Origin of the sequence: Streptomyces sp. NPDC004111 (assembly GCF_042874215.1) — a bacterium.
Lineage (GTDB): Bacteria > Actinomycetota > Actinomycetes > Streptomycetales > Streptomycetaceae > Streptomyces.
In genome coordinates this window covers 100,537-123,688 of the sequence record NZ_JBIAMU010000007.1, presented here as the reverse complement: position 1 = coordinate 123,688, position 23,152 = coordinate 100,537, and the positions used below count along the sequence as shown (strand labels likewise).

The following is a 23,152-nucleotide window of genomic DNA, read 5'->3' as shown; positions in this document are numbered from 1 at the left end:
CGATGAGCCAGGCGGCGCAGAATCTGAACTGGTTGATCACCAACTTCGTGGACAACACCCCCGGGGTGTCCCACACGGTGGTGGTCTCCGCCGACGGACTTCTGCTGGCCATGTCCGAAGGCTTCCCCCGCGACCGTGCCGACCAGCTGGCGGCGGTCGCCTCCGGGCTGACCTCGCTGACGGCCGGCGCGTCCCGGATCTTCGAGGGCGGCCCGGTCGCCCAGACCGTGGTGGAGATGGAGCGCGGCTTCCTCTTCCTCATGTCGATCTCGGACGGGTCCTCGCTCGCGGTGCTCGCGCACCCCGACGCGGACATCGGCCTGGTGGGGTACGAAATGGCATTGCTGGTCGACCGTGCGGGCACCGTCCTCACCCCGGACCTCCGCGCGGAACTCCAGGGCAGCCTGCTGCACTAGGCCGCCGCACCGCACGAAAATCCCCTCACACCCCTCGCTCCACACCGTCCGGCCGCAACCGAATCCCCCACCGGCCCAGTCAGACGGCACGCCGACACTCTGCTGTCATGCCCGGAGGACCCATGACCCCGCCCCCCGCCTCTCACGATCCGTACGGTGGCGCGCATACCGATGCGCCGTACGACTCCTACGAGGGCGATCAGCCGCTGGTACGTCCCTACGCGATGACCGGTGGCCGGACCAGGCCGCGCTACCAGCTCGCCATCGAGGCGCTGGTCAGCACGACGGCCGACCCGGCGCACCTGTCCACGCTGCTCCCCGAGCACCAGCGGATCTGCCACCTGTGCCGCGAGGTCAAGTCGGTCGCCGAGGTCTCGGCGCTCCTGTCCATGCCGCTGGGAGTTGCCCGGATCCTCGTCGCGGACCTGGCGGAAGCCGGTATGGTCGCCATCCACCAGCCGGGCGAGGGCGCGGACGCCGACGGAACGCCGGCCGTCACGCTGCTGGAAAGGGTGCTCAGTGGACTTCGCAAGCTCTGACAGCGGGACCGCACGCTCCACCACCTCCGCGAAGATCGTGGTGGCGGGCGGTTTCGGCGTCGGCAAGACCACGTTCGTGGGTGCGGTCTCCGAGATCAATCCGCTGCGTACGGAGGCCGTGATGACCTCCGCGTCCGCGGGGATCGACGACCTCACCCACACCGGGGGCAAGACCACCACGACGGTGGCGATGGACTTCGGCCGCATCACGCTGGACCAGGACCTGATCCTGTACCTCTTCGGTACGCCGGGCCAGGACCGCTTCTGGTTCATGTGGGACGACCTGGTGCGCGGTGCGATCGGCGCCGTCGTACTCGTCGACACCCGCCGTCTCGCCGACTGCTTCCCTGCGGTCGACTACTTCGAGAACAGCGGCCTGCCGTTCGTCATCGCCCTCAACGGCTTCGACGGCCACCAGCCGTACACGCCGGACGAGGTGCGCGAGGCGCTGCAGATCGGGCCCGACACCCCGATCATCACCACCGACGCCCGCCACCGCGCGGACGCCAAGAGCGGTCTGATCACGCTGGTCGAGCACGCGCTGATGGCACGCCTCAAGTAGCGAATCGGCCCCTGCACAAGTAGGGCCCCGCATACGGCAGTTGTCGTAGGGAATCGGGGGCGGGTTGTGGTGTTTGACACTCTCCCGCCCCTTGGTTCATAACGTTTCGAAAGAGAATTGCAGGAGCAAGGCAACCCGGCGCGTTCAACTGGTGCCGCTGCGCTCACACGAGCCCCGTCTTTTGACGGGGCTCGTTCTTTATGCCCGTTTTATCTGAGGGATGGGCCACTCAGCGCGCCGAGGCCGGGCTGTTTGGCCCATACCCGTCGGCCGTGCTGGAATTCGGCGAAACTCCTGAGTAAGTACGGCCCGGAACGAAACACGGCACAGCGTAGGTGCCGACGCCGAGAGGTTGTTGGTCGAGTGAGGCGAAGCAAGAAAAGCTCCGCAGAGCAGCAGACACGGGGCAACTTCACCCCGCCGTCGCGCACTGCGGCGCCGCCTGCCGCTGAGGCGCCCGCCGCCCCCGCGCAGGGCGGCAGCTCCAGCCGGATGTCCCCCCGCAACTGGCGGGTGGCCACCCGGCTGAACGCCATTCTCCTCATACCCGTCCTGGTCGCCATCGTGATGGGTGGCTTCCAGGTCAACGGTTCCATCAACACCTGGCGCAAGGCACAGGACGCGGAGAAGACCGCGCTCATCGTGCGCGCCGCCGGCGAGTACGGGCACGCGCTGCTCAACGAGCGCGACCTGACGGCCGAGCCGCTGCTCGGCAACAAGAGGGACAGCCCGGCCATCGCCGAGGCCTACGCCAAGACCGACGCGGCGGCGAAGAAGTTCGCGACCGCCACCAAGGACCTGCCGAACGACGGTCTCAAGCGCCGTCTGGCGAAGTTCCGCGAGGAAGAGCCGAAGCTCGCGTCGATCCGCAAGACCGCGTACACCGCTCAGGTCGAGACCGCGGTGAAGAACGACGAGAAGGGCCTCGGCCCGGTCGCCACCGAAGAGGGCTACGTCCTCGTCCAGCACTCCCTGATGGAGTTCGCCAACGAGCTCAGCCTGAGCACCGGCAACGTCACCAGCTACGGCCGCACCGTCTACGCCATCCAGCTCGCCAAGGCCGCCGGCTCCCTCCAGCGCTCCATCGGCACGCACCTGCTGGTGCGGCCCAACGGCGAGCAGGACATCAAGCGCGCCCAGGTCGTCGCCTTCAGCTCGTACAACTACCTGGAGCGCATCGCCCTGCTGGAGTACATCTCCGGCAGCACCGCCCAGGACGAGCAGCTGCTCAAGGACGTGATGGCGGGCAAGACCAAGGAGGGCGAGGAGAAGCTCGCCGCCGCCAAGGCGCAGGCCCAGGCCGCGGGCAGGGGCTTCCCCACGCCGCCGCGCGGACCCGACAACTCGGTGCTCAGCGGCATGGCCCAGCAGATCGCCTCCGGGAAGAGCCCGCAGCAGCTGGCCCGCCAGGGCATCGTGCCCCTGACCTGGATGGCGGCCTCCACCGCCAAGTTCGACGGCTACACCGAGATCGAGAACAAGCTCGTCACCAAGGCGGTGGACGAGGCCGCGCAGATCTCCGCGGACGCCCGCAACGACGCGATCATCAACGGCGCCATCGTCGTGGTCGCGGTGCTGGCCGCCTTCGTCCTCGCCGGGATGATCGCCCGCCAGATGAGCCGCTCGATGAAGCGGCTGCGCACCGCCGCCTTCTCGGTCGCCGAGCAGCGGCTGCCGATGCTCGTCGACCAGCTCTCGCGCACCGAGCCCGGCCGGGTCGACACCCGGGTGGAGCCCATCCCGGTCACCTCGCACGACGAGATCGGCGAAGTGGCCCGCGCCTTCGACCAGGTGCACCGCGAGGCCGTCCGGCTCGCCGCCGAGCAGGCCATGCTCCGGGGCAACGTCAACGCGATCTTCACCAACCTCTCGCGCCGCAACCAGTCGCTGATCGAGGGCCAGCTGACCCTGATCACCGACCTGGAGAACAACGAGGCCGACCCCGACCAGCTGGAGAGCCTCTTCCGGCTCGACCACCTGGCCACCCGCATGCGTCGCAACGGCGAGAACCTCCTGGTCCTCGCGGGCGAGGAGCCCGGCCGCCGCTGGAACCAGCCGGTCCCGCTGGTGGACGTGCTGCGCGCCGCCTCCTCCGAGGTGGAGAACTACGAGCGCATCGAGCTGTCCGGGGTGCCGGAGTCGGAGATCCACGGCCAGGCCGTGACCGACCTGGTGCACCTGCTCGCCGAGCTGCTGGAGAACGCCACCACCTTCTCCTCCCCGCAGACCAAGGTGCGCGTGGCCGCGACCCGGCTGCCGGACGGCCGGGTGATGGTGGAGATCCACGACAAGGGCATCGGCCTCACCGCCGAGGACTTCGCGGACATCAACCACAAGCTGGCCAACCCGCCGACCGTGGACGCCGCGGTGTCCCAGCGCATGGGTCTGTTCGTGGTCGGCCGCCTCGCCGACCGGCACGGCATCCGGGTCCAGCTGCGCCCCTCGGGCGAGCAGGCCGGTACGACGTCGCTGGTCATGCTGCCGGACGCGATCACCCACGGTGGTGGCGGCGAGGAGAACCCGGGCGACTTCACCGTCTCCTCGATCATGGCGAACCAGCAGACCGCCCCCGAGCAGCCGGCCTTCGAGTCCGCCCCGATGCGGACCGCCGCCGAACTCGGTTTCGACGATTCGCAGTACGAGGCCGGAGGCGGCCGGGCGCCGCTCGATCCGGTGAACCGCTCGCTGCTGCGCGAGGAGCGCCGGGCCGCGCTGGAGGGCCGCACCGCCCAGGACGACGGCCGCCCGCTGTTCCGCGACGAGGTGCCGGGCGGACAGCAGGCCGGCTTCCCCGAGCAGGGCTACCAGGACCCCTCGTACCAGGCCCCCTACCAGGAGCAGCCGTACCAGGGCGGCGCCTACCAGGACCCCTCGGCGCAGGCCCCCGCCGCGGACGCCCCGTACGACCACAACGGCTACCCGACGGCGCAGATGCCGCCGGTCACCGGGGCGCCGCAGGGCGACGGTTTCGACGGCTTCGGCCCGCGGGAGTCCTTCGGCTCGACCGAGCGTTTCCCCGCGCAGGAGCCGCAGGTCACGCCCCAGCAGCCCTATGCGGAACCCTCGTACCAGGACCCGCAGGCGGCTCAGCAGGGCTTCGGCGAGAACTTCGACGCTCAGCACCACCAGGCCAACTGGCAGGATGCAAACGGTTTCCAGGGCAGTTACGAAACTTCGTACGAGACCGAAACGGAACCTGGGCAGTCCGCCCAGGAGACCCCCGCTGCCGACCCGGAGCGCGTAGGCTTCGACCGTCCGGGACCCACCGCTCCCGCACCGCGCGACGGCCACGACCTGACCGACGCGGGCCTTCCGCGCCGTGGCAGCCAGTCCGGCCCGGAGAGCATGCTCAGCCGGCACAGCAGGACGGCCGGCCGCGGTGAGCAGCAGGAGCAGGCGCCCCGGGCACCGCAGGAACCGGCTCCCCAGGCAGCACCCCGGGCCCAGCTCCCGCAGCCGCCGTCCGCAGCCGCGGACTCCGCGCCGCAGGACGGTGCGGGGCAGGGGGGCGAGGGTGACGGCGAGTGGCGCACGTCGAACGACGAGCGCTGGCAGCGTGCCGAGAAGCTGAAGGATCCGAAGGCGGGCGGGGTCACTCCCTCCGGCCTCCCCAAGCGGGTGCCCAAGGCCAACCTGGTCGAGGGCGCCGCGGAGCAGACCCCGCAGGGCGGCCCCCAGGTCTCCCGCGCACCGGAGGACGTCCGGGGCAGGCTGAGCAACCTGCGGCGCGGTGTCCAGCGGGGACGCAACGCGGGAACAGACCAGAACCAAGCGGCCACTTACGATCAGCACAGTGGACCGAGCAGTACCTACAACCAGGAGCGTTAGTGTGAGCCCGATGAGCCAGGCGGCGCAGAATCTCAACTGGTTGATCACCAATTTCGTGGACAACACCCCCGGGGTGTCGCACACGGTGGTGGTCTCCGCCGACGGACTCCTGCTGGCGATGTCCGAAGGTTTCCCCCGTGACCGTGCCGATCAACTGGCGGCCGTGGCCTCCGGCTTGACGTCACTGACGGCAGGCGCCTCGCGGATCTTCGAGGGCGGCGCAGTCAACCAGACCGTGGTGGAGATGGAGCGAGGATTCCTTTTCATCATGTCCATCTCCGACGGATCCTCGCTCGCGGTGCTTGCGCACCCCGACGCGGACATCGGCCTCGTAGGCTACGAGATGGCACTTCTCGTCGACCGTGCGGGCACCGTCCTCACCCCGGATCTCCGGGCGGAACTTCAGGGAAGTCTGCTCAACTAACCGAAGAGTCGAACAAGCAGACACAAGTGTTCTCAACTAGCAGACACCCCGTGCGTATTGGCGTCCCCGGGCTTTAGGGTTCGGGGACGTGGCTCCACAGTGCATGGTGCCCGCAGTGCAGTCGGAGGAGGAGAACGTGGCAACGCCCCCAAACGGTTCGTCGGCCGACTGGCCCTACGGCCACGGCCCGGTCCAGGGTCAGGGTGGTCAGCCGGGAGGCCCCGGCGACCCCTCGCAGAACCGGTTCAACTTCCCCTCCACCCCCAGCCGTTCACCGTACGAGCAGCAGCGCCCCTACCAGCAGCAGCCGCCGCAGCACCGCGGGCAGCCGCAGCCGCCCGGCATCCAGCCGGTGGCGCAGGGCGGTCGCGGACGGCCGGCCGGATCGTCGTCCTCGTCCCCCGCGGGCGGCGGTCACAACCCTCTGGTGCGTCCGTACGCGATGACGGGCGGCCGTACCAGGCCCCGCTACCAGCTCGCCATCGAGGCGCTGGTGCACACCACGGCGGACCCGAGCCGGCTGCAAGGGCAGTTGCCCGAGCACCAGCGGATCTGCCAGCTGTGCCGTGAGATCAAGTCGGTCGCCGAGATCTCGGCACTTCTCTCCATCCCCCTCGGCGTTGCCCGGATCCTCGTCGCCGACCTGGCAGAGGCCGGACTCGTCGCCATTCACCAGCCCGGCGGCGACGAAGCCGCGGGCGGTCAGCCAGATGTGACACTGCTCGAAAGGGTGCTCAGTGGACTTCGCAAGCTCTAGCAGCGGAGCAGCCCGCTCCACAACCTCCGCGAAGATCGTGGTGGCGGGCGGCTTCGGCGTCGGCAAGACGACGTTCGTCGGAGCCGTGTCGGAGATCAACCCGCTGCGTACCGAGGCCGTGATGACCTCCGCATCCGCGGGCATCGACGACCTCACCCACACCGGGGACAAGACGACCACCACGGTCGCCATGGACTTCGGCCGCATCACGCTGGACCAGGACCTGATCCTGTACCTCTTCGGTACGCCCGGTCAGGACCGCTTCTGGTTCATGTGGGACGACCTGGTGCGCGGTGCGATCGGCGCCGTCGTACTCGTCGACACCCGCCGTCTCGCCGACTGCTTCCCTGCGGTCGACTACTTCGAGAACAGCGGCCTGCCGTTCGTCATCGCCCTCAACGGCTTCGACGGCCACCAGCCGTACAACCCGGAGGAGGTCCGCGAGGCGCTGCAGATCGGGCCCGACACCCCGATCATCACCACCGACGCCCGCCACCGCGCGGACGCCAAGAGCGCGCTGATCACCTTGGTGGAGCACGCGCTGATGGCGCGCCTGCGCTGAGGGTTCGCGCTCTCGCGCTCGATCGATGGGGCCCACCCCTCCCCCGGCCCCCGGGAGGGACGGGCCCTTCGCCGTGTCCGGGCCAGGAACGCCGCCGCGCGGGTGCCGGCCGGCGGGAGGATGCGCGAAGGCCCGGCCCCCCGTCGAGGGGGGCCGGGCCTTCGGTGTGTGCGGGAGGGGACCCGGGGGTCAGCCCTGCCAGCTGTGCGGCGCGCGGAAGCCCGGCGACCGCTCCAGCCTCCGCCACCCCGCCGCCGAACGTCCGCGCGGCGCCGCGACCTCGGCCGGGCGGGCCGCCGCCCGCGCCAGCAGGATCGCGGTGATGGCGGCGAGTTCCTCGGGCGCCGCCTCGCCCTTCTCCACGCGCAGCAGGTTCTTCATGTCGGCAGTATCGGCAGGGTTGCTCATCTGGTTCGTCGTCTCCGTCTCGTCTGCGTGTTCGTGTGTTCTTCGTGTCCGTCAGCGTGCACCGCGGGCGTGCACGGCTGGGGAAGGCCGGGTGTGCGCCGGGTTACTGCGGCGGGTTGCCGTGCTTGCGCGAGGGCAGGTCCGCGTGCTTGGTGCGGAGCATGGCCAGCGAGGAGATGAGGACCTGGCGGGTCTCCGCCGGGTCGATCACGTCGTCGACCAGTCCGCGCTCGGCCGCGTAGTACGGGTGCATCAGCTCGGCCTTGTACTCCTTGACCATGCGCGCCCGCATCGCCTCGGGGTCCTCGGCCTCCGCGATCTGCTTGCGGAAGATCACGTTGGCGGCGCCCTCCGCGCCCATCACGGCGATCTCGTTGGTCGGCCAGGCGTAGGTCAGGTCCGCACCGATGGACTGCGAGTCCATGACGATGTACGCACCGCCGTACGCCTTGCGCAGGATCAGCGAGATGCGCGGCACGGTGGCGTTGCAGTACGCGTACAGCAGCTTGGCACCGTGCCGGATGATCCCGCCGTGCTCCTGGTCCACGCCGGGCAGGAAGCCGGGGACGTCGAGCAGCGTCACGATCGGGATATTGAAAGCATCGCACATCTGGACGAACCGGGCAGCTTTTTCGCTGGCCTCGATGTCCAGGACGCCCGCGAGGGACTGCGGCTGGTTGGCGACGACACCGACGACCTGGCCGTCCAGGCGGGCCAGCGCGCACAGGATGTTGGTGGCCCAGCGCTCGTGGATCTCCAGGTAGTCCCCGTCGTCGACGAGCTCCTCGATGACCTTGCGCATGTCGTACGGCCGGTTGCCGTCGGCCGGCACCAGGTCGAGCAGCACGTCGCCGCGCCGGTCCGCCGGGTCCTCGGAGGGGACGGTCGGCGGGTTCTCCCGGTTGTTGGAGGGGAGCATCGAGATCAGGTAGCGGACCTCGGCGAGGCAGGTCTCCTCGTCGTCGTACGCGAAGTGCGCCACACCGCTGGTCTCGGCGTGCACGTCAGCACCGCCCAGACCGTTCTGGGTGATCTCCTCGCCGGTCACCGCGCGGACCACGTCGGGTCCGGTGATGAACATCTGCGAGGTCTCGCGGACCATGAACACGAAGTCGGTCAGCGCCGGGCTGTAGGCCGCGCCGCCCGCGCACGGGCCGAGCATCACGCTGATCTGCGGGATGACACCGGAGGCGCGGGTGTTGCGCTGGAAGATGCCGCCGTACCCGGCGAGCGCGGAGACGCCCTCCTGGATACGGGCGCCCGCGCCGTCGTTCAGCGAGACCAGCGGAGCGCCCGCCGAGATCGCCATGTCCATGATCTTGTGGATCTTGGTGGCGTGGGCCTCGCCCAGCGCGCCGCCGAAGATCCGGAAGTCGTGCGCGTAGACGAAGACCGTGCGGCCCTCGACCGTGCCCCAGCCGGTGATGACACCGTCGGTGTACGGCTTCTTGTTCTCCAGGCCGAAGCCGGTGGCCCGGTGCCGCCGCAGCTGCTCGACCTCCTGGAACGAGTCCGCATCGAGCAGCAGCTCGATGCGCTCGCGGGCGGTCAGCTTGCCCTTGGCGTGCTGCGCCTCGGTCGCACGCTCGCTCGGGCCGCGCACGGCCTGCTCGCGCAGTGCGTGCAGCTCGGCCACCCGGCCACGTGCGTCGGTCGGCTCACCCGGGGTCTCGTCCACAACGGTCATGTACCGACCCTACGAACATCGCCAAGAAAACGGTCCGTCGACTCTGTACAGTCTCCGGGCCCATCTCCTGTGAGGGCCGGACAGAACCATGGCGCACGAAGGGGACAACCGCAGGTCCTGGGCTCCCGTCTTTGTAAAGGTCGCACAAAGCGGCCCGCTGTGGCGTGCTGCACACCCCGGCCCGTGCCGGCTCGCGTCCGGCCCGTACCCGCCGGGGTGCGCCGCCTTGCGTGCGGTGTGCTCAGCGCACCTCGCAGTGCAGCGAGGCCCCCGTGCGGCCCGGTGAGACGCGCAGCCGCAGCCGCCGTCCGGTGGCGAGCACCTCCACACCGGGCGGTGCCTGCACCACCTGGCGCACCGGGCGGTCCCAGGTCAGTTCGTACGGGGTCCCGGTGCGGTCGGGGCCGCTCAGGGCGAGGGTGTGGCCGCCGCGCCCGGCGCGCACCAGCACGCTCGCCGGGCCCGACACGGTCAGCTCCCCGGCCGTACCGGCGGCGAAGAAGTTCGCCGCGAGCAGGCCGAGGGAGTCGATGCGGACGGCCTGGACGGCGGCGGTGCGGGCCAGGACGCGCAGCCAGAACGGGTCGGCGGCCCGCAGCGCGAGGGAGCGGCGGGAGGCGCCCGGCATCAGGAGGTACTGGTAGGCGGCGTCCTTCGGGTCGGTGCCGTGGTCCAGCAGGAGGGTCTGGTAGTGCCTGGTCTGCCGGTCGGTGGTGCTGGTGGTGTTGATGTCGTTCCACGACCCGGTGCGGGCCTCGCGGAGCGTGCGCAGGTCCGTACCGCCGGGGAAGATCCAGCCGCCGTGGCCCTCCAGGTGCGCCCAGCGGGGGCGGGAGCGGCCGTCGGTGCTGAAGCGGGCGGCGGCGGTGGGGCCGAGGTTGCGGTTGTCGACGACCGTTTCGACGGGGACGCCGTCGGTGGCGGTGATGCCCGCGCCGAGGCAGACGATCGTGTCGCCGACGCAGAACCAGGACTTGCGGGCCTCCAGGGTCGAGCCGAGCCCCTTGAGGTGCTGGCCGATGGCCGCGTACCTGCCGTCGGTGGCGCCGCCGGTCCACTTGGTGGCGGGCCGCCAGGCGCCCCACTCGCCGCCCGCGCGGTCGGCGAGCCGCTTGGTGGAGACGGTGGTGCCGGGCAGCCGGTAGGGGTCCACGGTGGGCCAGAACCAGTCCGTGTACTGGTCGTTGGCCTGCGCGCCCGGCCACCAGTAGAGCATTCCGGCGCCGGTGTGCCAGCCGCGCGGGTTCTCGCCGTTGCCGCACTCGTACGCGGAGATGCGCTCGCTGGACATCGACAGGGCGGCGGCCCAGCCCCGGCCGCGGTGCACGGCGCGGTCCATGCCGGAGAAGAGGTGGTGGCGTTCGACGGGTTCGGGCGCCGCGGGCAGCGGGGAGTCCGCGACGGCGTGCAGCCGGGCGAGGTCGGCGACGGCGAGCTGGCGGGCGGCGAGGATCGGCGCCGTCTTGTCGCGCTCGATCCAGCCCTTGACCATCGCGGTCCAGCGGTCGCGTTCGGCGGCGGACGCGCCGCCCGCGAGGAGGGGGATGGCGGCGATCAGGCCCTGGCCGTGGAAGTGGTCGCTGCGCATCACCTTCAGGTCGTCGCTCTTGAGGTAACCGCGGCTGATGGCCCGTCCGTTGACGCTGTCCATCATCAGGCCGTTGTAGAGGAAGGGCGCGTACGCCTTCTCCACGGAGTCCAGGATGATCTGGCGGCCCGGGTCGGTGACGGCCCAGGTGGAGCCCGCGAGCAGGGTGAAGAGCCGGCCGAGTCCGTCGAGCATGACCTGGCCGTACGTGCCGGAGTAGGCGACGGTGGTGTGCTGGATGAACGAGCCGTCCTCGTAGAGCCCGTCGCCCTTGGTCACGTACGGGAAGACGGGCGAGAGCGCGTCGCGGGCCAGTGCGAGTTTGGCGGGCTCACGGCCGAGGACGCCGCGCAGGGCCACCGAGCGGCAGAGGTCGACCCGGTTGGCGCCGGTGGAGGTGCCCGAGTAGTCGCGGAGCATCGCGTCGGGGATGAAGTGGTCGACGGCGGCGCAGTGGGCGGCGACGCGGGTCTCGCCCAGCTCCGTGTACAGGACGGCCGTGATGTCCATCAGGAGGCGGGGGCTGCCTATCTGCCACTCCCACCAGTTGCCGTAGCGGGTGGTGCCCGGGTGGTAGACGCGGGCGGTGAGGTGGTCGAGGCCGCGCAGGATGTCGGCGAGGAGGCCCTTGTCGCCGGTGAGGCCGGTGCCGCTCTGGGCGTACGCCTGGGTCATGGTCCACAGGCGGGAGTAGCTCTGGGTGATGCCGGCCGGCGGGTCGAAGGGGAAGCCGGGCCAGAGGGAGGTGTCGGTGGGGGCCATCGAGGCGCGCACCTCGGCGGCGCGCCGGCCGGTCTCGCGCAGGCGGGTGGCGTAGGGCTCGGCCCCGGGGTCGTAGCCCTCGCCGAGCTGGAGGGCGTTCCAGCGGGTGCGGAGGGTGTCGAACTCGTCGGCGGCGGGGGCGTCGGGGGCGCGGGTGGTGGCGGGTCCGGCCGCGTGTGCCGGGGCGGGCAGGGCGAGGGCGGTGAGGGATGCGGTGGCGGCGGCGAGGAGGGTGCGGCGGGTGGGGGTGGTGCGGAGCACGGGGCCTCCCGGGGCGGGTGGTGTAGACCTGTTGCGCGCTGGTTTAGCACGGGGCGGGAGGGGGGTTCAATGGTTTGGACGGGGTCGGTAGAAAGCGCTTGCCGCCTTGTGCCGGCGGGCCGCTCGGAGCGGGCAAGGGGGCAGCCCCTGACGGAGCCGCCCCCTTGTCGTTTCCGGCTCCGGTCAGGGGGTGCAGTGGAAGCGGGCGGAGCCCCAGGCCGCGTGGTCGTTGCCCGGACCGTCGCCGCCGTCGCCCGTGACCAGGTCGACGTACTTCGCGCCGGTGACGTCCGCTGTCAGGGGCCAGGCCGGGTCGGGGGCCTTGAGGACCGGTGACTCGACCGCCTTCTTCCCGTCGGCCAGGACGGTGAACTGGACGCTGCCGCGTACCGCCTGCGAGTCGTCCAGGCCCACCTCCGCCGTGAAGGAGGTGCACTTGCCGCCGAGGTAGTAGCGGATCCTGCCCGGGGACGCCGTGCCGAGGCCCTTCTCGTACACCTTGCCGTTGATCTTGAGCGGGGTGCCGTCGCCGGGTGCGGTCTCGCCGTTGTCCATGTCCTTCTCGGCGGGGCCCCAGCCGTTCTCGGCGCTGATCCAGTCGTGGTCGGAGGCGTAGGTGTCGGTGGTGGGGGGCGGGGTGAGGGTGCGGACGGTGGTGGTGGCGGTGAGGGTGCGGGGCGAGGCGCCGACGGTGTAGGCGGCCTTGGAGGTGAGGGGGTAGGGCCGGTACTCGGCGTCGGCGGGCGGGGTGACCTGCCAGGTGCCCGCCGCCTTCGCGCCGGGGGCGACGGTGGCGTGCTCGACCGGTCCGGCGGGCGTGGCGGTCCAGCCCTCGGGGACGGTGAGGGAGAGCGCGACGCCGGTCGCGGCGACGGCCTCGTTGTTGGTGAAGGTGGCGGTGACCTCGTTCTTCTGGCCCGGTTCGAGGACCGCTCCGGTGGCGGCGACCGCGAGGGTGCCGCAGGCGGCCTGCTGCGGGGCGGGCCCCAGGTCGGTCACCGTGAAGTTGTCCAGGACGAAGTCCGCGCCGTCGGGGGCGTCGGCCCGCTTGCGCAGCCCGACCCAGGTGTCGCCGCAGCCCGCGGTGACCGTCTCGGAGACGTGGGCGGTGGTGCGCTGTTCGGCGATCGGGGTGCGGCGGGTCTCCACGGAGGAGGTCCGGCCGTCCGTGCCGGTGCGGTCGTAGCCGGTCACCCACTCGTAGGACCCCGCGTGGCTGGACTGGTGGTCGAACTCGACGCGGTAGTTGCGCCCGTCCTTCATGGGGACGGTCCAGGGGGCGGTGCGGTAGACGAGCCCGGAGTTCTCCTCGTGCGACTTCAGCGACTCGCTGCCGCCGAGGACGTCGTCGATCCGCTTGCCGTTCCAGCCGGCCTGGGTGTACGGGGCGTTCTTCTGCGCGATGTGGGTGCGCGGGTCGGTGTCACCGCCCGCGTCGCCCTTGAAGAAGGGCCCCCAGCCCTGGTCGACGGCCTCGAAGTCGTCGTGCACGAGGGCGCCGGCCTTGGTGGCGGGGGCGTTGGCCACGAGGCGTACGTCGTCGATCCGCACCCGGACGTCCGCCCCCGCCGCGGCCTTGATGTCGAGGGTGGCGGTGCCCGACGCGGGAGCCGTGAAGTTGACCTTCGCGCGCTGGAAGTGGGTGCCGTGCCAGTCGTTGGCGGCGGTCCTCTCCTGGGCGGTGGAGCGTTCGACGACGACCTCCTTGCCGCCGATTCCCAGGGTCGTCCGGCGCTCCTTGCCCGGCTGGACCTCGATCCAGGCGGACGCGGTGTAGCGCTGTCCCGCCTTCAGGCCGGTCACCCGCTGGGAGACGCCCGCGGCGGCCGTGCCGGAGAGCGCGGCGCTGTTGCGGCCCTGGTCGTCGGTGTCCCGTACGACCTTGCCCGTGGTACGCCAGTTGTCGCCGGGCTTCGCGGAGTTGAAGCCGGGGTCGGCGACCGTGCCGCCCTCGCCCCAGTCGGCGTCACGGGCGGCGGGGGTGCGGCCGGCCGGGTAGAGGACGTACGGCTGTCCGGCGGTCGCCTCCAGCGTCACCGTGCCGTTCTTGACCGGGACGGTGGCGGTCTTCACCCGGCCGTTGTCGGTGAGCTTGCTGACGGTGAAGGAACCGGCCCGCCGGAACTGCTCGGGGACGGTCCAGGTGGTCGTCCCGCCCGTCTTGTTGTAGTGGTAGAGCTTCTTGCCGCCGTCCCACGGGAGCAGGTAGTTCGCGCCGTCCAGGACCTTGGCGCCGCCCGCGTAGAAGGTCCGCTTGCCGTTCTCGACGGTGCCGCGCACTCCCTGGGTGAAGTCGATGCGGTCCTTGGTCCAGCGCTGGATCTGCTGGTGCTGGAGGAACTTGGCGGGGACGTTGCGCTGCCAGATGTTGTCGTAGAAGGCGTTCCAGTCAGTCTCGCCGGTCCAGCCCTCGAAGTCCTCCAGGGCGGTCTGGCCGAGGATCGGGTCGTCGTTCCAGATGTCCTTCTCGCCGTTGCGGATGAACCGGATGATCTGGGAGTTGAGGCCCTTGTTGGTCTTGCCGCCGTAGTTCAGGTCGTTGGCCCAGTGCGACCAGAGGGAGGCGCGCTCGAACTTCTCCGCCCATTCGGTGGCGACGTTCCAGCCCTGCTTCTGGACGGCCTGCATCGTCTTGTCGGCGATCCAGCCGTGCGTGTAGTACACGTCGATGTACAGCATGCTGAGGTTGCGGTCGGTCTCGTCGCGCAGCTGCTGGAAACGCTTGGCCAGGTCGCCGCTGTTGATGTCGCGGCGCTGGTCGATGTAGTAGCTCTGGTTGAGCCAGTTCCAGCCGGGCTTGGTCTTGTCGACGAGCTGCTCGTTGAAGGCCTTGGCCTCGGGGTACGACTCGGTGGCGTTGACGTGGACGCCGAAGGTGGCGCCCCACTTCTTGCCCGCCTTCAGCAGCTTGTTGAGGTCGGTGAGGCCGCCGGCCCGCTTGTTGTAGTTGCCGCCGTAGTCGGGGTGGGCGGAGTCGTGGCCCTCGGACCCGTACCCCTTCAGCAGGGCGAACTGGCCGAGCCCGTCGGTGGCCTGCGAGATGCGCTTGACGTCGTCGAGGGTGCGCAGGAAGGGGTGGGTGGCCTGGCTGGCGAAGTTGAACGGGATGTGGGTGACGACCCGGTCGGGGGTCTCCTTGGCCCCGGGGGCCCGGATGCCGATCGAGCGGAAGGCGAGGGCGCCGTCCTGCCAGTCGACGGTTCCGTCGCCGTTGGCGTCGGGGGTGACGACGACCTTGGCCCAGGGCAGGTCGTCGCCGCTCTCCGGCTTCGCCGCGCCCTCGCCCCGGTAGGTCCACTGCCCGGACCACACGCCGACCCGGACGCTGCCGTCGTCGGCCTTGGCCGCCCGGTGCCAGAACCGGGCGCCGTCCTTGCCGGTGGCCCCGGCGGGCTTGTCGTACGAGGAGTTGGACTCGACGGCGGCGGCGAGCGCGCCGGTGTTCACGATGCCGTACGAGGCGCCGACCGGGGCCGCGTCCACCGGGGTGGCCGCGGTGACGTCGGCGAAGACGTCGGCGGTGCGGGTGGAGTCCGGGTCGAGCCGGGTGAACGCGGTCTTCGCGCCCTGCTCCCCGCTGCCCACCGAGACGAGGTCGTGGCCGGGGATGTCGAGGGTCGAGACGCGGAACGCCGCGGTGTCGCGCACCGCCGTCACCTTGAAGGTGGTGGCGCGGCCGGACACCGACAGGTTCGCGTCGATCTCGACGCCGGGCAGCGAGGGCACCAGCAGGGTGTACGAGGCGGAGTCGGCGCGCACCCGGGGCGCGGCCTTGACCTGGACGGCCCTGGCGGTGCCGTTGAGGACGATCTCGGTGACCGGCTTCGTACTGCCGAGGAGCTGTGCCCCGCCCGCGCGGTCGGTGTACGACAGGACGCGCGGGAAGTCCTTGGCGACGGTGACGGTGAGCTGGGCGGACTGGATGACGGCGGTGTCGGCGGCGGGGGCCGGGGCCGCGGCCGACGTGGGAAGCGCCGGTCCTGCCAGCGCGAACACGACGGACGAGGCGGCGGCGACGGCGCACGACGCACGGAATCTCAGCGACATGGGGCTTGAGTAAGCCCGCCCCCACCGGCCCCGTCAACGGAATCGGACCCCACCCGTCCCGGCAGTCCAACAACCCCCGACCGGAAGTCCAAGCCGCCGCCGCTGGGCCGTACGGCTGAATCCGTACGGCTACCCGACCGTAAAGGTTGAAAGTTGAACATCATTGCTCTACAGTCGTACTCACCGGAACACGTTGAAGGTTCAACCAACCGCAACGCCTCGCTATCCCGTCCCCAGGAGGAACGTCATGGGTCTCTTCGGCCGCAGCAGCAGCACCCCCGCCACCACCCCCGCCGCCGTGGACCCGGCGCTGGCCGCCCTGACCGGCGACTACACGATCGACGCGAGCCACAGCAGCTTCGGCTTCACCGCCCGGCACGCCATGGTCACCAACGTCCGGGGCGCCTTCACGGACGCCGAGGGCACCCTCAAGCTGGACGGCTCGGACCCGTCGGCCTCGCAGGCCGCCATCACCGTGCGCATGACGAGCATCGACACCGGCTCCGCCGACCGTGACAACCACCTGCGCAGCGGGGACTTCTTCGACGTGGAGACCTTCCCGGAGATGACCTTCCGCTCGACGAAGGCGGAGCAGCTCGGCGGCGCGGACTACCGCATCACGGGCGACCTGACCATCAAGGACGTGACGCGCCCGCTCTCCATCGACCTGGAGTTCAACGGCACGGCCACCGACCCGTTCGGCAACGAGCGCGTCGGCTTCGAGGGCAGCGCGACCATCCTGCGCTCGGACTGGGGCCTGACCTGGAACGCGGCCCTGGAGGCCGGTGGCGTCCTGGTCAGCGACAAGATCAAGCTCAACTTCGACATCTCGGCGATCAAGAACGCCGGCTGAGCGACGCCGCCCGTGTGCGGCAGCACGACGAGCGGGAGGGGCGGACCGGCCGGTCCGCCCCTCCCGCTTTCCCCCTCCCGCTCTTCCGGTCGGCAGCGACGCCCGGCCCGCCGGGCGTGGGCTCAGAAGCTGCCGCCGCCGAAGTCCCCGCCGCCACCGAAGTCGCCGCCGCCACCGAAGTCCCCGCCACCGCCGAAGTCGCCGCCGCCGAAGGCCGAGGAGTCGAAGTCGGAGCCCGAGACGTCGCCGCCGTCGAAGCCCGCGCCCGCGTCGTCGAAGCCGGTGCCCGCGCCGTAGTCGGCCGCGTACGCCGGGCTGGAGAGCATCGAGCCGAGCATCGTGCCCATCAGCAGCCCCGGCAGCATGCCGCCACCGAAGTAGCCGCCGGCCCAGGGGCCGTAGGCCGGGCCCGCGTCGTAGTACGGGCGGCGGCCGTCGGCGGTGTCGACGGTACGGACCTCGGGGTCCAGACCGTCGGCGAGGCGGGCCGCGTCGGCCGCGCAGACCGGCACCTCACGGGGTGCGCCACCGGCCGGGGTCCAACTGGCGTCGGCGACCGAAGGCCCGTGCCGGGGGTCGAAGAAGCAGGGCGAACGGCGCTCGGGCAGCGGGCTGCCGGTGCGGCGCGCGGCCAGCACCGCCAGCGAGTAGCGGCCGTCCTCCAGCGCCTCGGTCACCCCGCGCACGTCGTTGGGCTCGTGCACGGCCGCCATCCGCGACTTGGCCGTCTCGTACAGGTCGAGGGCCCGCTCGTAGTCGGTGCGCATCTCGTCGGTGGCGCCCGGCTCGGAGGGGTGGAAGTCGAGGCGGTCCAGTTCCTCGCCGTACGCGGTGATGTCCTCGTCGACGACGACCGTCAACTTGCGCAGCGCTTCCTGGCGTTCCTCCTCCTTGCGCCTGCGGTTGCGGCGCACCAGCGCGTAGCCGCCCGCACCGGCCGCGACGGCGACCGCGCCGACACCGATCAACGCCCCCGTGCCGACACCGTCGTTCGAGCCGCCGTCCCACGAGGCGGGGGCGCTGCCCCGGATCTGCGGGAGCGCCTGGTCGACGAAGGTGTTGAGCTGGGTGGCGGCGTCCGCTCCGGCGGGGGTCTTGGCCGCCGCGACGAGGTTGCGGACCGAGGCGCGGGGCAGCGCGCGGGGGTCGGCACCGGCCTCGAAGCCGTCGCCGAGCCGGACCGCGTAGACACCGGTGACACCGGTCGCGTTGCGCAGGTTCTGCCGGACCTGGGTCGGCGGGAACTCGGCGCTGCGTGGCAGTACGGCGACGAACAGCGGTTTGTCCGCGTCCTTGATCTTCTTCGCCAGCGCGTCCTGGTCGGCCTGGGAGAGCTGGCTCCTGGCCTCCGGAGCGACGTACACGGGCCCCTTCTTGAGGGCATCACCCGCATCCGACGCGTTGGAGGCGGCGACGGCGGCCGGGGCGAACGAGAGCAGCGCGAACAACGTCGACCCGGCGAGGGCCGATATGACGGAAAACGACCTGGTCCTCATACGTTCGACGCTACCCGATACGTTCGAATATGCACGAGTTCGTATGGCCCCGGCATTCACCTCCGCGTGAGACCGGCCTCGCTCCCGGCGCCCGGCCCGGTACTCGCCCCGGCGGGCGGGACGGTGTGGGCGACGGTGTCGAACCCGGTCGTGAACTGGGTGGCCGCCAGCTCCGCGTACAGGCTGTCCGCCGCGACGAGTTCGCCGTGCGAGCCCGTCGCCCTGACCCGGCCCGCCTCCATGACCACGATGCGGTCGGCCCGTACGACGGTGGAGAGCCGGTGGGCGATGACCAGGACCGTGGTGTCGGCGGAGAGTTCGACGATGACCTCGCGCAGCCGCTCCTCGTTGACGGCGTCCAGCTGCGAGGTGACCTCGTCGAGCAGCAGCAGGCGCGGCTTGCGGAGCAGCGCCCTGGCCAGGGCGATCCGCTGGCGCTCGCCGCCGGAGAGCATCACCCCGCGGTGGCCGACCTGGGTGCCGAGCCCCTCGGGAAGACGGGCGACGAGGTCGTCGAGCCGGGTGCGGGTGACGGCGCGGGCGACCTCGTCGTCGGTGGCGCCGGGGGCCGCGAGCAGCAGGTTCTCCTTGAGCGTCCCGGCGAGGACGGGGGCGTCCTGTTCCACGTAGGCGAGGGCGGCGCGCAGCTCGGCGAGCGGCCAGTCGCGGATGTCCCGGCCGCCGACGGTGAGGGTGCCCGACGCGTGGTCGTAGAACCTCTCCAGCAGGGCGAAGACGGTGGTCTTGCCCGCTCCGGAGGGGCCGACGAGGGCGGTGAGGCTGCGGGGCGGGGCGGTGAAGGTGACGCCGTGGTGGACGGGGACGGGGGGCGCGGGGGCTCTTCGCGGGGACTTCGGGCCTGAATCCGGGGACTTCGGTCCTGTTTCGGGGGGCTCGGGGGCTGTTTCCGTCTCGTTCTCGTCGGTGGGGCCGGTCGGGTCCGCCGGTTCGCCGTAGCTGAAGAAGACGTCCCGGAACTCGACCCCGAGCGGCGGGTGTTCGTGGCTGCCCGCACCGGCCGCCGCGGACGTCTCCTCGCGTTCCTCGGCCGGCAGCGACTCGATCTCCGCGATGCGGCGGACGGCGGCCAGCCCGGTGTTGAGGCCGGTCCAGCCCTCGGTGATCTGGCCGAGGGGGCCCAGCAGGCCGAACACGTACAGCAGGAAGGCGATCAGCGCGGAGACCTCCATCGCGCCGGACACCACCCGCGCGCCGCCGACTCCCAGCACGGCGAGGAAGGCGAGCTGGGTGGCCAGGAACATCGCCACCTCGGAGACCGAGGTCCAGCGGGCGACGCTCAGCCCGCGGTCGTACGCGGTCCGCGCGGCCTCGCCGATACCGGCCGCCTCGCGGTCCTCGATGCCGCTGGCCTTGACGGTACGGAAGGCCTGGAGCGAGCGGTCGAGCAGCGAGCCCATCGCGCCGACGGCCTCCTGCGCCTGGAGCTGGGCGCGCTGGATGCGCGGCATGAGCAGGGCGAGTATCCCCAGGCTGAGCAGCAGGACGAGGAGGGTGACGCCCAGCAGGAGCAGGTCCACGACGGCCATCAGGACGACCGTCCCGATCAGGCTGAGGACGCCGGTCACGGCGTCGACGACGCTGCGGGAGAGAACGGTGTGCAGGAGGGTGGTGTCGCTGGTGGCGCGGGAGAGCAGGTCGCCGGGGGTGAGGCGGTCGACGGCCGCGACCCGGAGGCGGAGGATCCGGCCGACGAGGCGGCGGCGGGCGCGCAGGACGGCGGCTTCGCCGGTGCGGGCCATCAGGTAGCGGCCGGCCGCGGCGAGCAGGGCGCCGACGATCACCACGGCGGTGAGGGCGATCAGGGGGCCGGTGGTGGGGCGGTCGTTGCCGAAGGCGTCGACGGCGTACTTGGCCATCATCGGCATGGCGAGGGTGGCGCCGGATCCGGCGAGGGAGAGGAGGGTGCCGGAGAGGAGGAGGTTCCGGTGGGGGCGGATGCGGGTGAGGAGGAGTTGGGTGGGGGTGGGGGTTGGTTTTGGGGCGGGGGTAAGGGTGGGGGTTGGTTTTGGGGTGGGCATGGGTGGCTTCTCCGGCGGGTCGGGGGTGGTACTCCCGGGAGCGGGCCGGGGCCGGGCGGGGGCGGAGGGGTGCGGCTCCGCCGGGGGCCGCCCCCTTGCCCGCCCGTTCCGCCCCCGGGGGCGGCCCCGCCGCCCAAGGGGGCGGGGCGGGGCGGGAGCGGGGCCCAAGGGGGCTCGGCGGGCGGGCCCGCCGCACGAGGGGGCGGGGGTGGGGCGGGGGCCTGGGGGTTAGGGGTGGGGGCTGGGGACTTGGAGGAGGGGGCGGAAGTCGGTGACGTTCTGTTCGCCGACCGTGCGGCCCTCCGCCGACACCCACGCGTGCGGCTGGAACGGCGGCGCGTTGCGGACGCCCGCGTGCCAGTCCGGCCAGCTGCCGGACATCCGGCAGACCAGGGCGATGGCGATGGAGCGCGGCAGGCACCCGTACCACCCCGCGCACTTGCGGCTGGTCGCGACCACCCGCTCGTACGTCTCCAGCGTCCCGTCGTACGTCGCGGGCCGGGCGCCCGCGCTGAGCCCGGTGAGCACCTTGCGCAGCGTGCCCGGCTTCAGCTTCGCCAGCAGCAGGGCCGCCGCGACCGCGGCACGGAGCCTGAGGCCGCCCGGCCCCGCTCCCCGTCTCGGCATCGTCATCTCGGTGGTCATCGGGCACCGCCCCGTACGACGATCCTCGCCTTGACGAGCTGGTCGGTCAGTTCGGCCACGTCCGCCTCGGCCTCGGCGCGCTCCACGTCGTACTCGGCGAGCAGCCGTTCCACCGCGTCGGCCGGGGAGCGGCCCTCGGAGATCGCGGTGACGACGAGGGTGCCGCACTCGTTCAGCTGCCAGTAGGTGCCGTCCTTCTCGTCGAGCAGGACGCCGCCGTACTCGGTGGTGGTGACGGCTATCCCCTTGCGGAGCCGGAGTGGGGGCTGGAGCTGCTGGCTCATGCCGGTGCCTCGCTGTTCGCGTCGTCGGAGTCTGGTTCGGGGCCGGGGCCGGGGCCCGCTGTTGCCGGAGCGGACGGGGCCGGGGCGGGCCAGGCGTCCTCGGCCGTGCGCAGCCAGGCCTCGCAGGAGACCGTGGAGTCGATCGGGTGCTGCTGGAGCAGCGGTGAGTACGGGTCGTCGGCCAGCCTGCGGAGCTGCCCGGCGTCGATCAGCCCGCGCTCGGCGAGCAGCGAGCCCTCCCACAGCTCCCGCAGTTCGGGCGCGTGCCGGCGCAGGCCCTGTACGTCGTCGGCGGACATGTGGTCCTTGGTGGTGCGGGAGAGCAGGCTGTCGGGGACCACTCCGCGCACGGCCTCCACCAGGAGCGGCTTGTACCGCCAGGGCACCACCCGGTCCTCGACCCGTACCGAGAGCACCGCCTCCACGACCCGGTCGTCGAAGAACGGCGCGGCGACCGGCAGTCCGAGCCCGGCCCCCAGGTCCTCCATGGCCTGGAAGTAGCGGGCGCCGAGCCGCACGGTGTCGAGGTCCATGTGGCGCCCCGGTTTCGGCGCGATGGGCTGTGCGCGCGTCGCCGCCGCGCGGAACTCCTCCCTGATCAGTCCCTTGGCCTTGTCCGTGAACCAGGGCCGCATCGCCTGCCGCATCCCCCAGGAGACCTGCGGGGTGCGGGAGCCGGCGGTCGCGGTGTCGATCAGGGAGCCGGCCAGCCAGTCGCCGAAGGAGGGCGGCAGCAGCATGCCGCGCAGGGTGGGCAGCAGCGGCCAGCCGGACTGGTGGCGCAGGGCGCTGATCCGGTTCCAGGCCTTGAGGGGCTTGGCCGGCAGCAGGTCCTGGCAGGCGGAGGCGAGGCCGTTGAAGAGTTCGTCGCCGCCGTACCCGGTGAGGTGGTACTCGGATCCGGTGGCGGCGGCCCGGCCGAGCAGCATGGCGGCGCGGGCACGGGCGGGGGCGACGGGGAAGGGTTCGTCGAGGAGTTCGCCGCCGGAGGCGCGCAGGTCGGCGTAGAAGAGCGGGGCGTCGTCGGCGGGGACGACGGTGTGCTCGATCTTGCGGGCGGCGCCCTCGTCCTCGGCGGCCCGGCGGGCTTCGCGCACGCCGCGTTCGGCCCACATCAGGTCCTCGGACCGGTCGTCGCGGGCGGCGACCGTCAGCAGGGTGGTGTCGGGGGCTCCGGCGCGCTGGGCGAGGAAGGTGACGGAGGTGGAGTCCATCCCTCCGGACAGTTCGCCGCTGATCCTGGTACGTCCCTCCAGGTGTGCGGCGACGGAGGCGGCGAGCGCGGCGGCGACCAGGGGCGTCCCTTCGGCCGCGGTGAGCCTCGGTACCGGCGGCTGCCACCAGCGGCGTACCGAGAAGCCGGGGCCGGAGGCGCCCGGCGGGCCGTCGTGCAGCAGGAGGGCGAACGCCGGGTCGATCTCCTCGACGCCCTGCCAGACGGGCCGTTCGCGCAGCGGGTGCGGGACGAAGTCGAGCATCCGCAGGGCGAGGGCGCCCTCGTCGATGGCGGCACCGGTGAGGTGGGCGAGCACGGCGGGCCGGTCGGAGGCGATCCGGCGGCCGGCGTGCGCGGCGTGGTAGACGCGGCGATGGCCGGAAGCGGTCCCCCGTACACAGGTCTCGTCGCCCATCCGGGAGACGGCGTGGCCGAGTCCGGGCAGTGCGGTGAGGCCGCGGTGCAGGCCGAGGGTGTCACGGGCCGGGCCGAGGACGGCGTCCAGGGCCGCGGGCGGGGTGCGGTGGGGTCCGATCAGTACGAGGGCGTCGGCGCCCCGGGTGACCTGGACCAGATTGCGGACGAGAAGGCGGGCGAGGATCCAGGGACGGCCGGACGGGTGGGCGACCGTGTGCCAGCTTCCGCGACGCTCCGGGCCGGTGTCGGCGGACTCGGCCGCCGAGCGAAGATGCCCGGCCGCAGCCTCGCCTTCGGCCGTGTCGGGAAGGACCACGAAGAAGTCACGCAGAGGCAGGTGACCAGGCATCTTCATCACTCG

General features: G+C 71.8%; 17 protein-coding genes. 8 read left to right on the top strand and 9 right to left on the bottom strand.

Translation table 11 applies throughout. The annotated features are described in order from the left end of the window. Positions 1-2: 2 nt before the first annotated feature. From ACFYVL_RS16045 to ACFYVL_RS16015, 7 genes are all read left to right on the top strand, one after another. Positions 3-416 (top strand): roadblock/LC7 domain-containing protein, encoded by a 414-nt coding sequence (locus tag ACFYVL_RS16045; protein ID WP_185034582.1) that lies wholly within the window; start codon positions 3-5, stop codon positions 414-416. A gap of 122 nt (positions 417-538) precedes the next feature. Next, positions 539-955 carry a DUF742 domain-containing protein gene (locus tag ACFYVL_RS16040; protein WP_389245021.1) on the top strand — a complete coding sequence of 139 codons (417 nt, stop codon included), beginning with the start codon at positions 539-541 and terminating at the stop codon, positions 953-955. Beyond that, positions 936-1,517, top strand: a complete 582-nt coding sequence (locus ACFYVL_RS16035; RefSeq protein ID WP_389245019.1) for an ATP/GTP-binding protein — start codon at positions 936-938, stop codon at positions 1,515-1,517. The genes ACFYVL_RS16040 and ACFYVL_RS16035 overlap by 20 nt, the downstream gene beginning before the upstream one ends. A 363-nt stretch (positions 1,518-1,880) precedes the next feature. Then, on the top strand, positions 1,881-5,345 hold the full coding sequence (locus ACFYVL_RS16030) for a nitrate- and nitrite sensing domain-containing protein (RefSeq protein WP_389245017.1): 3,465 nt from the start codon (positions 1,881-1,883) through the stop codon (positions 5,343-5,345). A gap of 10 nt (positions 5,346-5,355) precedes the next feature. Further along, entirely contained in the window at positions 5,356-5,769 is a 414-nt protein-coding gene (locus ACFYVL_RS16025; protein WP_030980891.1) for a roadblock/LC7 domain-containing protein, read from the top strand. 136 nt (positions 5,770-5,905) lie between these two features. Further along, a complete protein-coding gene (locus ACFYVL_RS16020; RefSeq protein ID WP_389245015.1) occupies positions 5,906-6,526 on the top strand; it encodes a DUF742 domain-containing protein in 621 nt (206 codons plus the stop codon). Next, positions 6,507-7,088: an ATP/GTP-binding protein gene (locus ACFYVL_RS16015; protein ID WP_185034326.1), complete on the top strand. Its 582-nt coding sequence runs from the start codon at positions 6,507-6,509 to the stop codon at positions 7,086-7,088. Before ACFYVL_RS16020 ends, ACFYVL_RS16015 begins: the two co-directional genes overlap by 20 nt. Before the next feature lie 189 nt (positions 7,089-7,277). On the opposite strand, the gene ACFYVL_RS16010 is transcribed toward ACFYVL_RS16015, so the two are convergent. From ACFYVL_RS16010 to ACFYVL_RS15995, 4 genes are all read right to left on the bottom strand, one after another. Further along, positions 7,278-7,496 (bottom strand): acyl-CoA carboxylase subunit epsilon, encoded by a 219-nt coding sequence (locus ACFYVL_RS16010; RefSeq protein WP_389245013.1) that lies wholly within the window; start codon positions 7,494-7,496, stop codon positions 7,278-7,280. Positions 7,497-7,599: 103 nt separating this feature from the next. After that, on the bottom strand, positions 7,600-9,183 hold the full coding sequence (locus ACFYVL_RS16005) for an acyl-CoA carboxylase subunit beta (RefSeq protein ID WP_389245011.1): 1,584 nt from the start codon (positions 9,181-9,183) through the stop codon (positions 7,600-7,602). Between the two features lie 241 nt (positions 9,184-9,424). Continuing rightward, positions 9,425-11,794 (bottom strand): polysaccharide lyase 8 family protein, encoded by a 2,370-nt coding sequence (locus ACFYVL_RS16000; RefSeq protein WP_389245009.1) that lies wholly within the window; start codon positions 11,792-11,794, stop codon positions 9,425-9,427. Between the two features lie 183 nt (positions 11,795-11,977). Continuing rightward, positions 11,978-15,841, bottom strand: coding sequence for an endo-alpha-N-acetylgalactosaminidase family protein (locus ACFYVL_RS15995; RefSeq protein WP_389245007.1), 3,864 nt, complete (start codon positions 15,839-15,841; stop codon positions 11,978-11,980). 247 nt (positions 15,842-16,088) lie between these two features. Between ACFYVL_RS15995 and ACFYVL_RS15990 the strand changes: the two genes are divergently transcribed. Beyond that, on the top strand, positions 16,089-16,694 hold the full coding sequence (locus tag ACFYVL_RS15990; protein WP_389245005.1) for a YceI family protein: 606 nt from the start codon (positions 16,089-16,091) through the stop codon (positions 16,692-16,694). A gap of 122 nt (positions 16,695-16,816) precedes the next feature. Here ACFYVL_RS15990 and ACFYVL_RS15985 read toward each other — a convergent pair whose 3' ends face one another. From ACFYVL_RS15985 to ACFYVL_RS15965, 5 genes are all read right to left on the bottom strand, one after another. Beyond that, positions 16,817-18,190 (bottom strand): hypothetical protein, encoded by a 1,374-nt coding sequence (locus tag ACFYVL_RS15985; protein WP_389245003.1) that lies wholly within the window; start codon positions 18,188-18,190, stop codon positions 16,817-16,819. Positions 18,191-18,246: 56 nt separating this feature from the next. Further along, positions 18,247-20,229: an ABC transporter ATP-binding protein gene (locus ACFYVL_RS15980; protein ID WP_389245001.1), complete on the bottom strand. Its 1,983-nt coding sequence runs from the start codon at positions 20,227-20,229 to the stop codon at positions 18,247-18,249. A gap of 228 nt (positions 20,230-20,457) precedes the next feature. Next, on the bottom strand, positions 20,458-20,874 hold the full coding sequence (locus ACFYVL_RS15975; protein WP_389244999.1) for a lasso peptide biosynthesis B2 protein: 417 nt from the start codon (positions 20,872-20,874) through the stop codon (positions 20,458-20,460). Next, positions 20,871-21,158 (bottom strand): lasso peptide biosynthesis PqqD family chaperone, encoded by a 288-nt coding sequence (locus ACFYVL_RS15970; RefSeq protein ID WP_389244997.1) that lies wholly within the window; start codon positions 21,156-21,158, stop codon positions 20,871-20,873. The genes ACFYVL_RS15975 and ACFYVL_RS15970 overlap by 4 nt, the downstream gene beginning before the upstream one ends. After that, positions 21,155-23,140 (bottom strand): asparagine synthase-related protein, encoded by a 1,986-nt coding sequence (locus ACFYVL_RS15965; protein ID WP_389244994.1) that lies wholly within the window; start codon positions 23,138-23,140, stop codon positions 21,155-21,157. Before ACFYVL_RS15965 ends, ACFYVL_RS15970 begins: the two co-directional genes overlap by 4 nt. Positions 23,141-23,152: the final 12 nt, after the last annotated feature.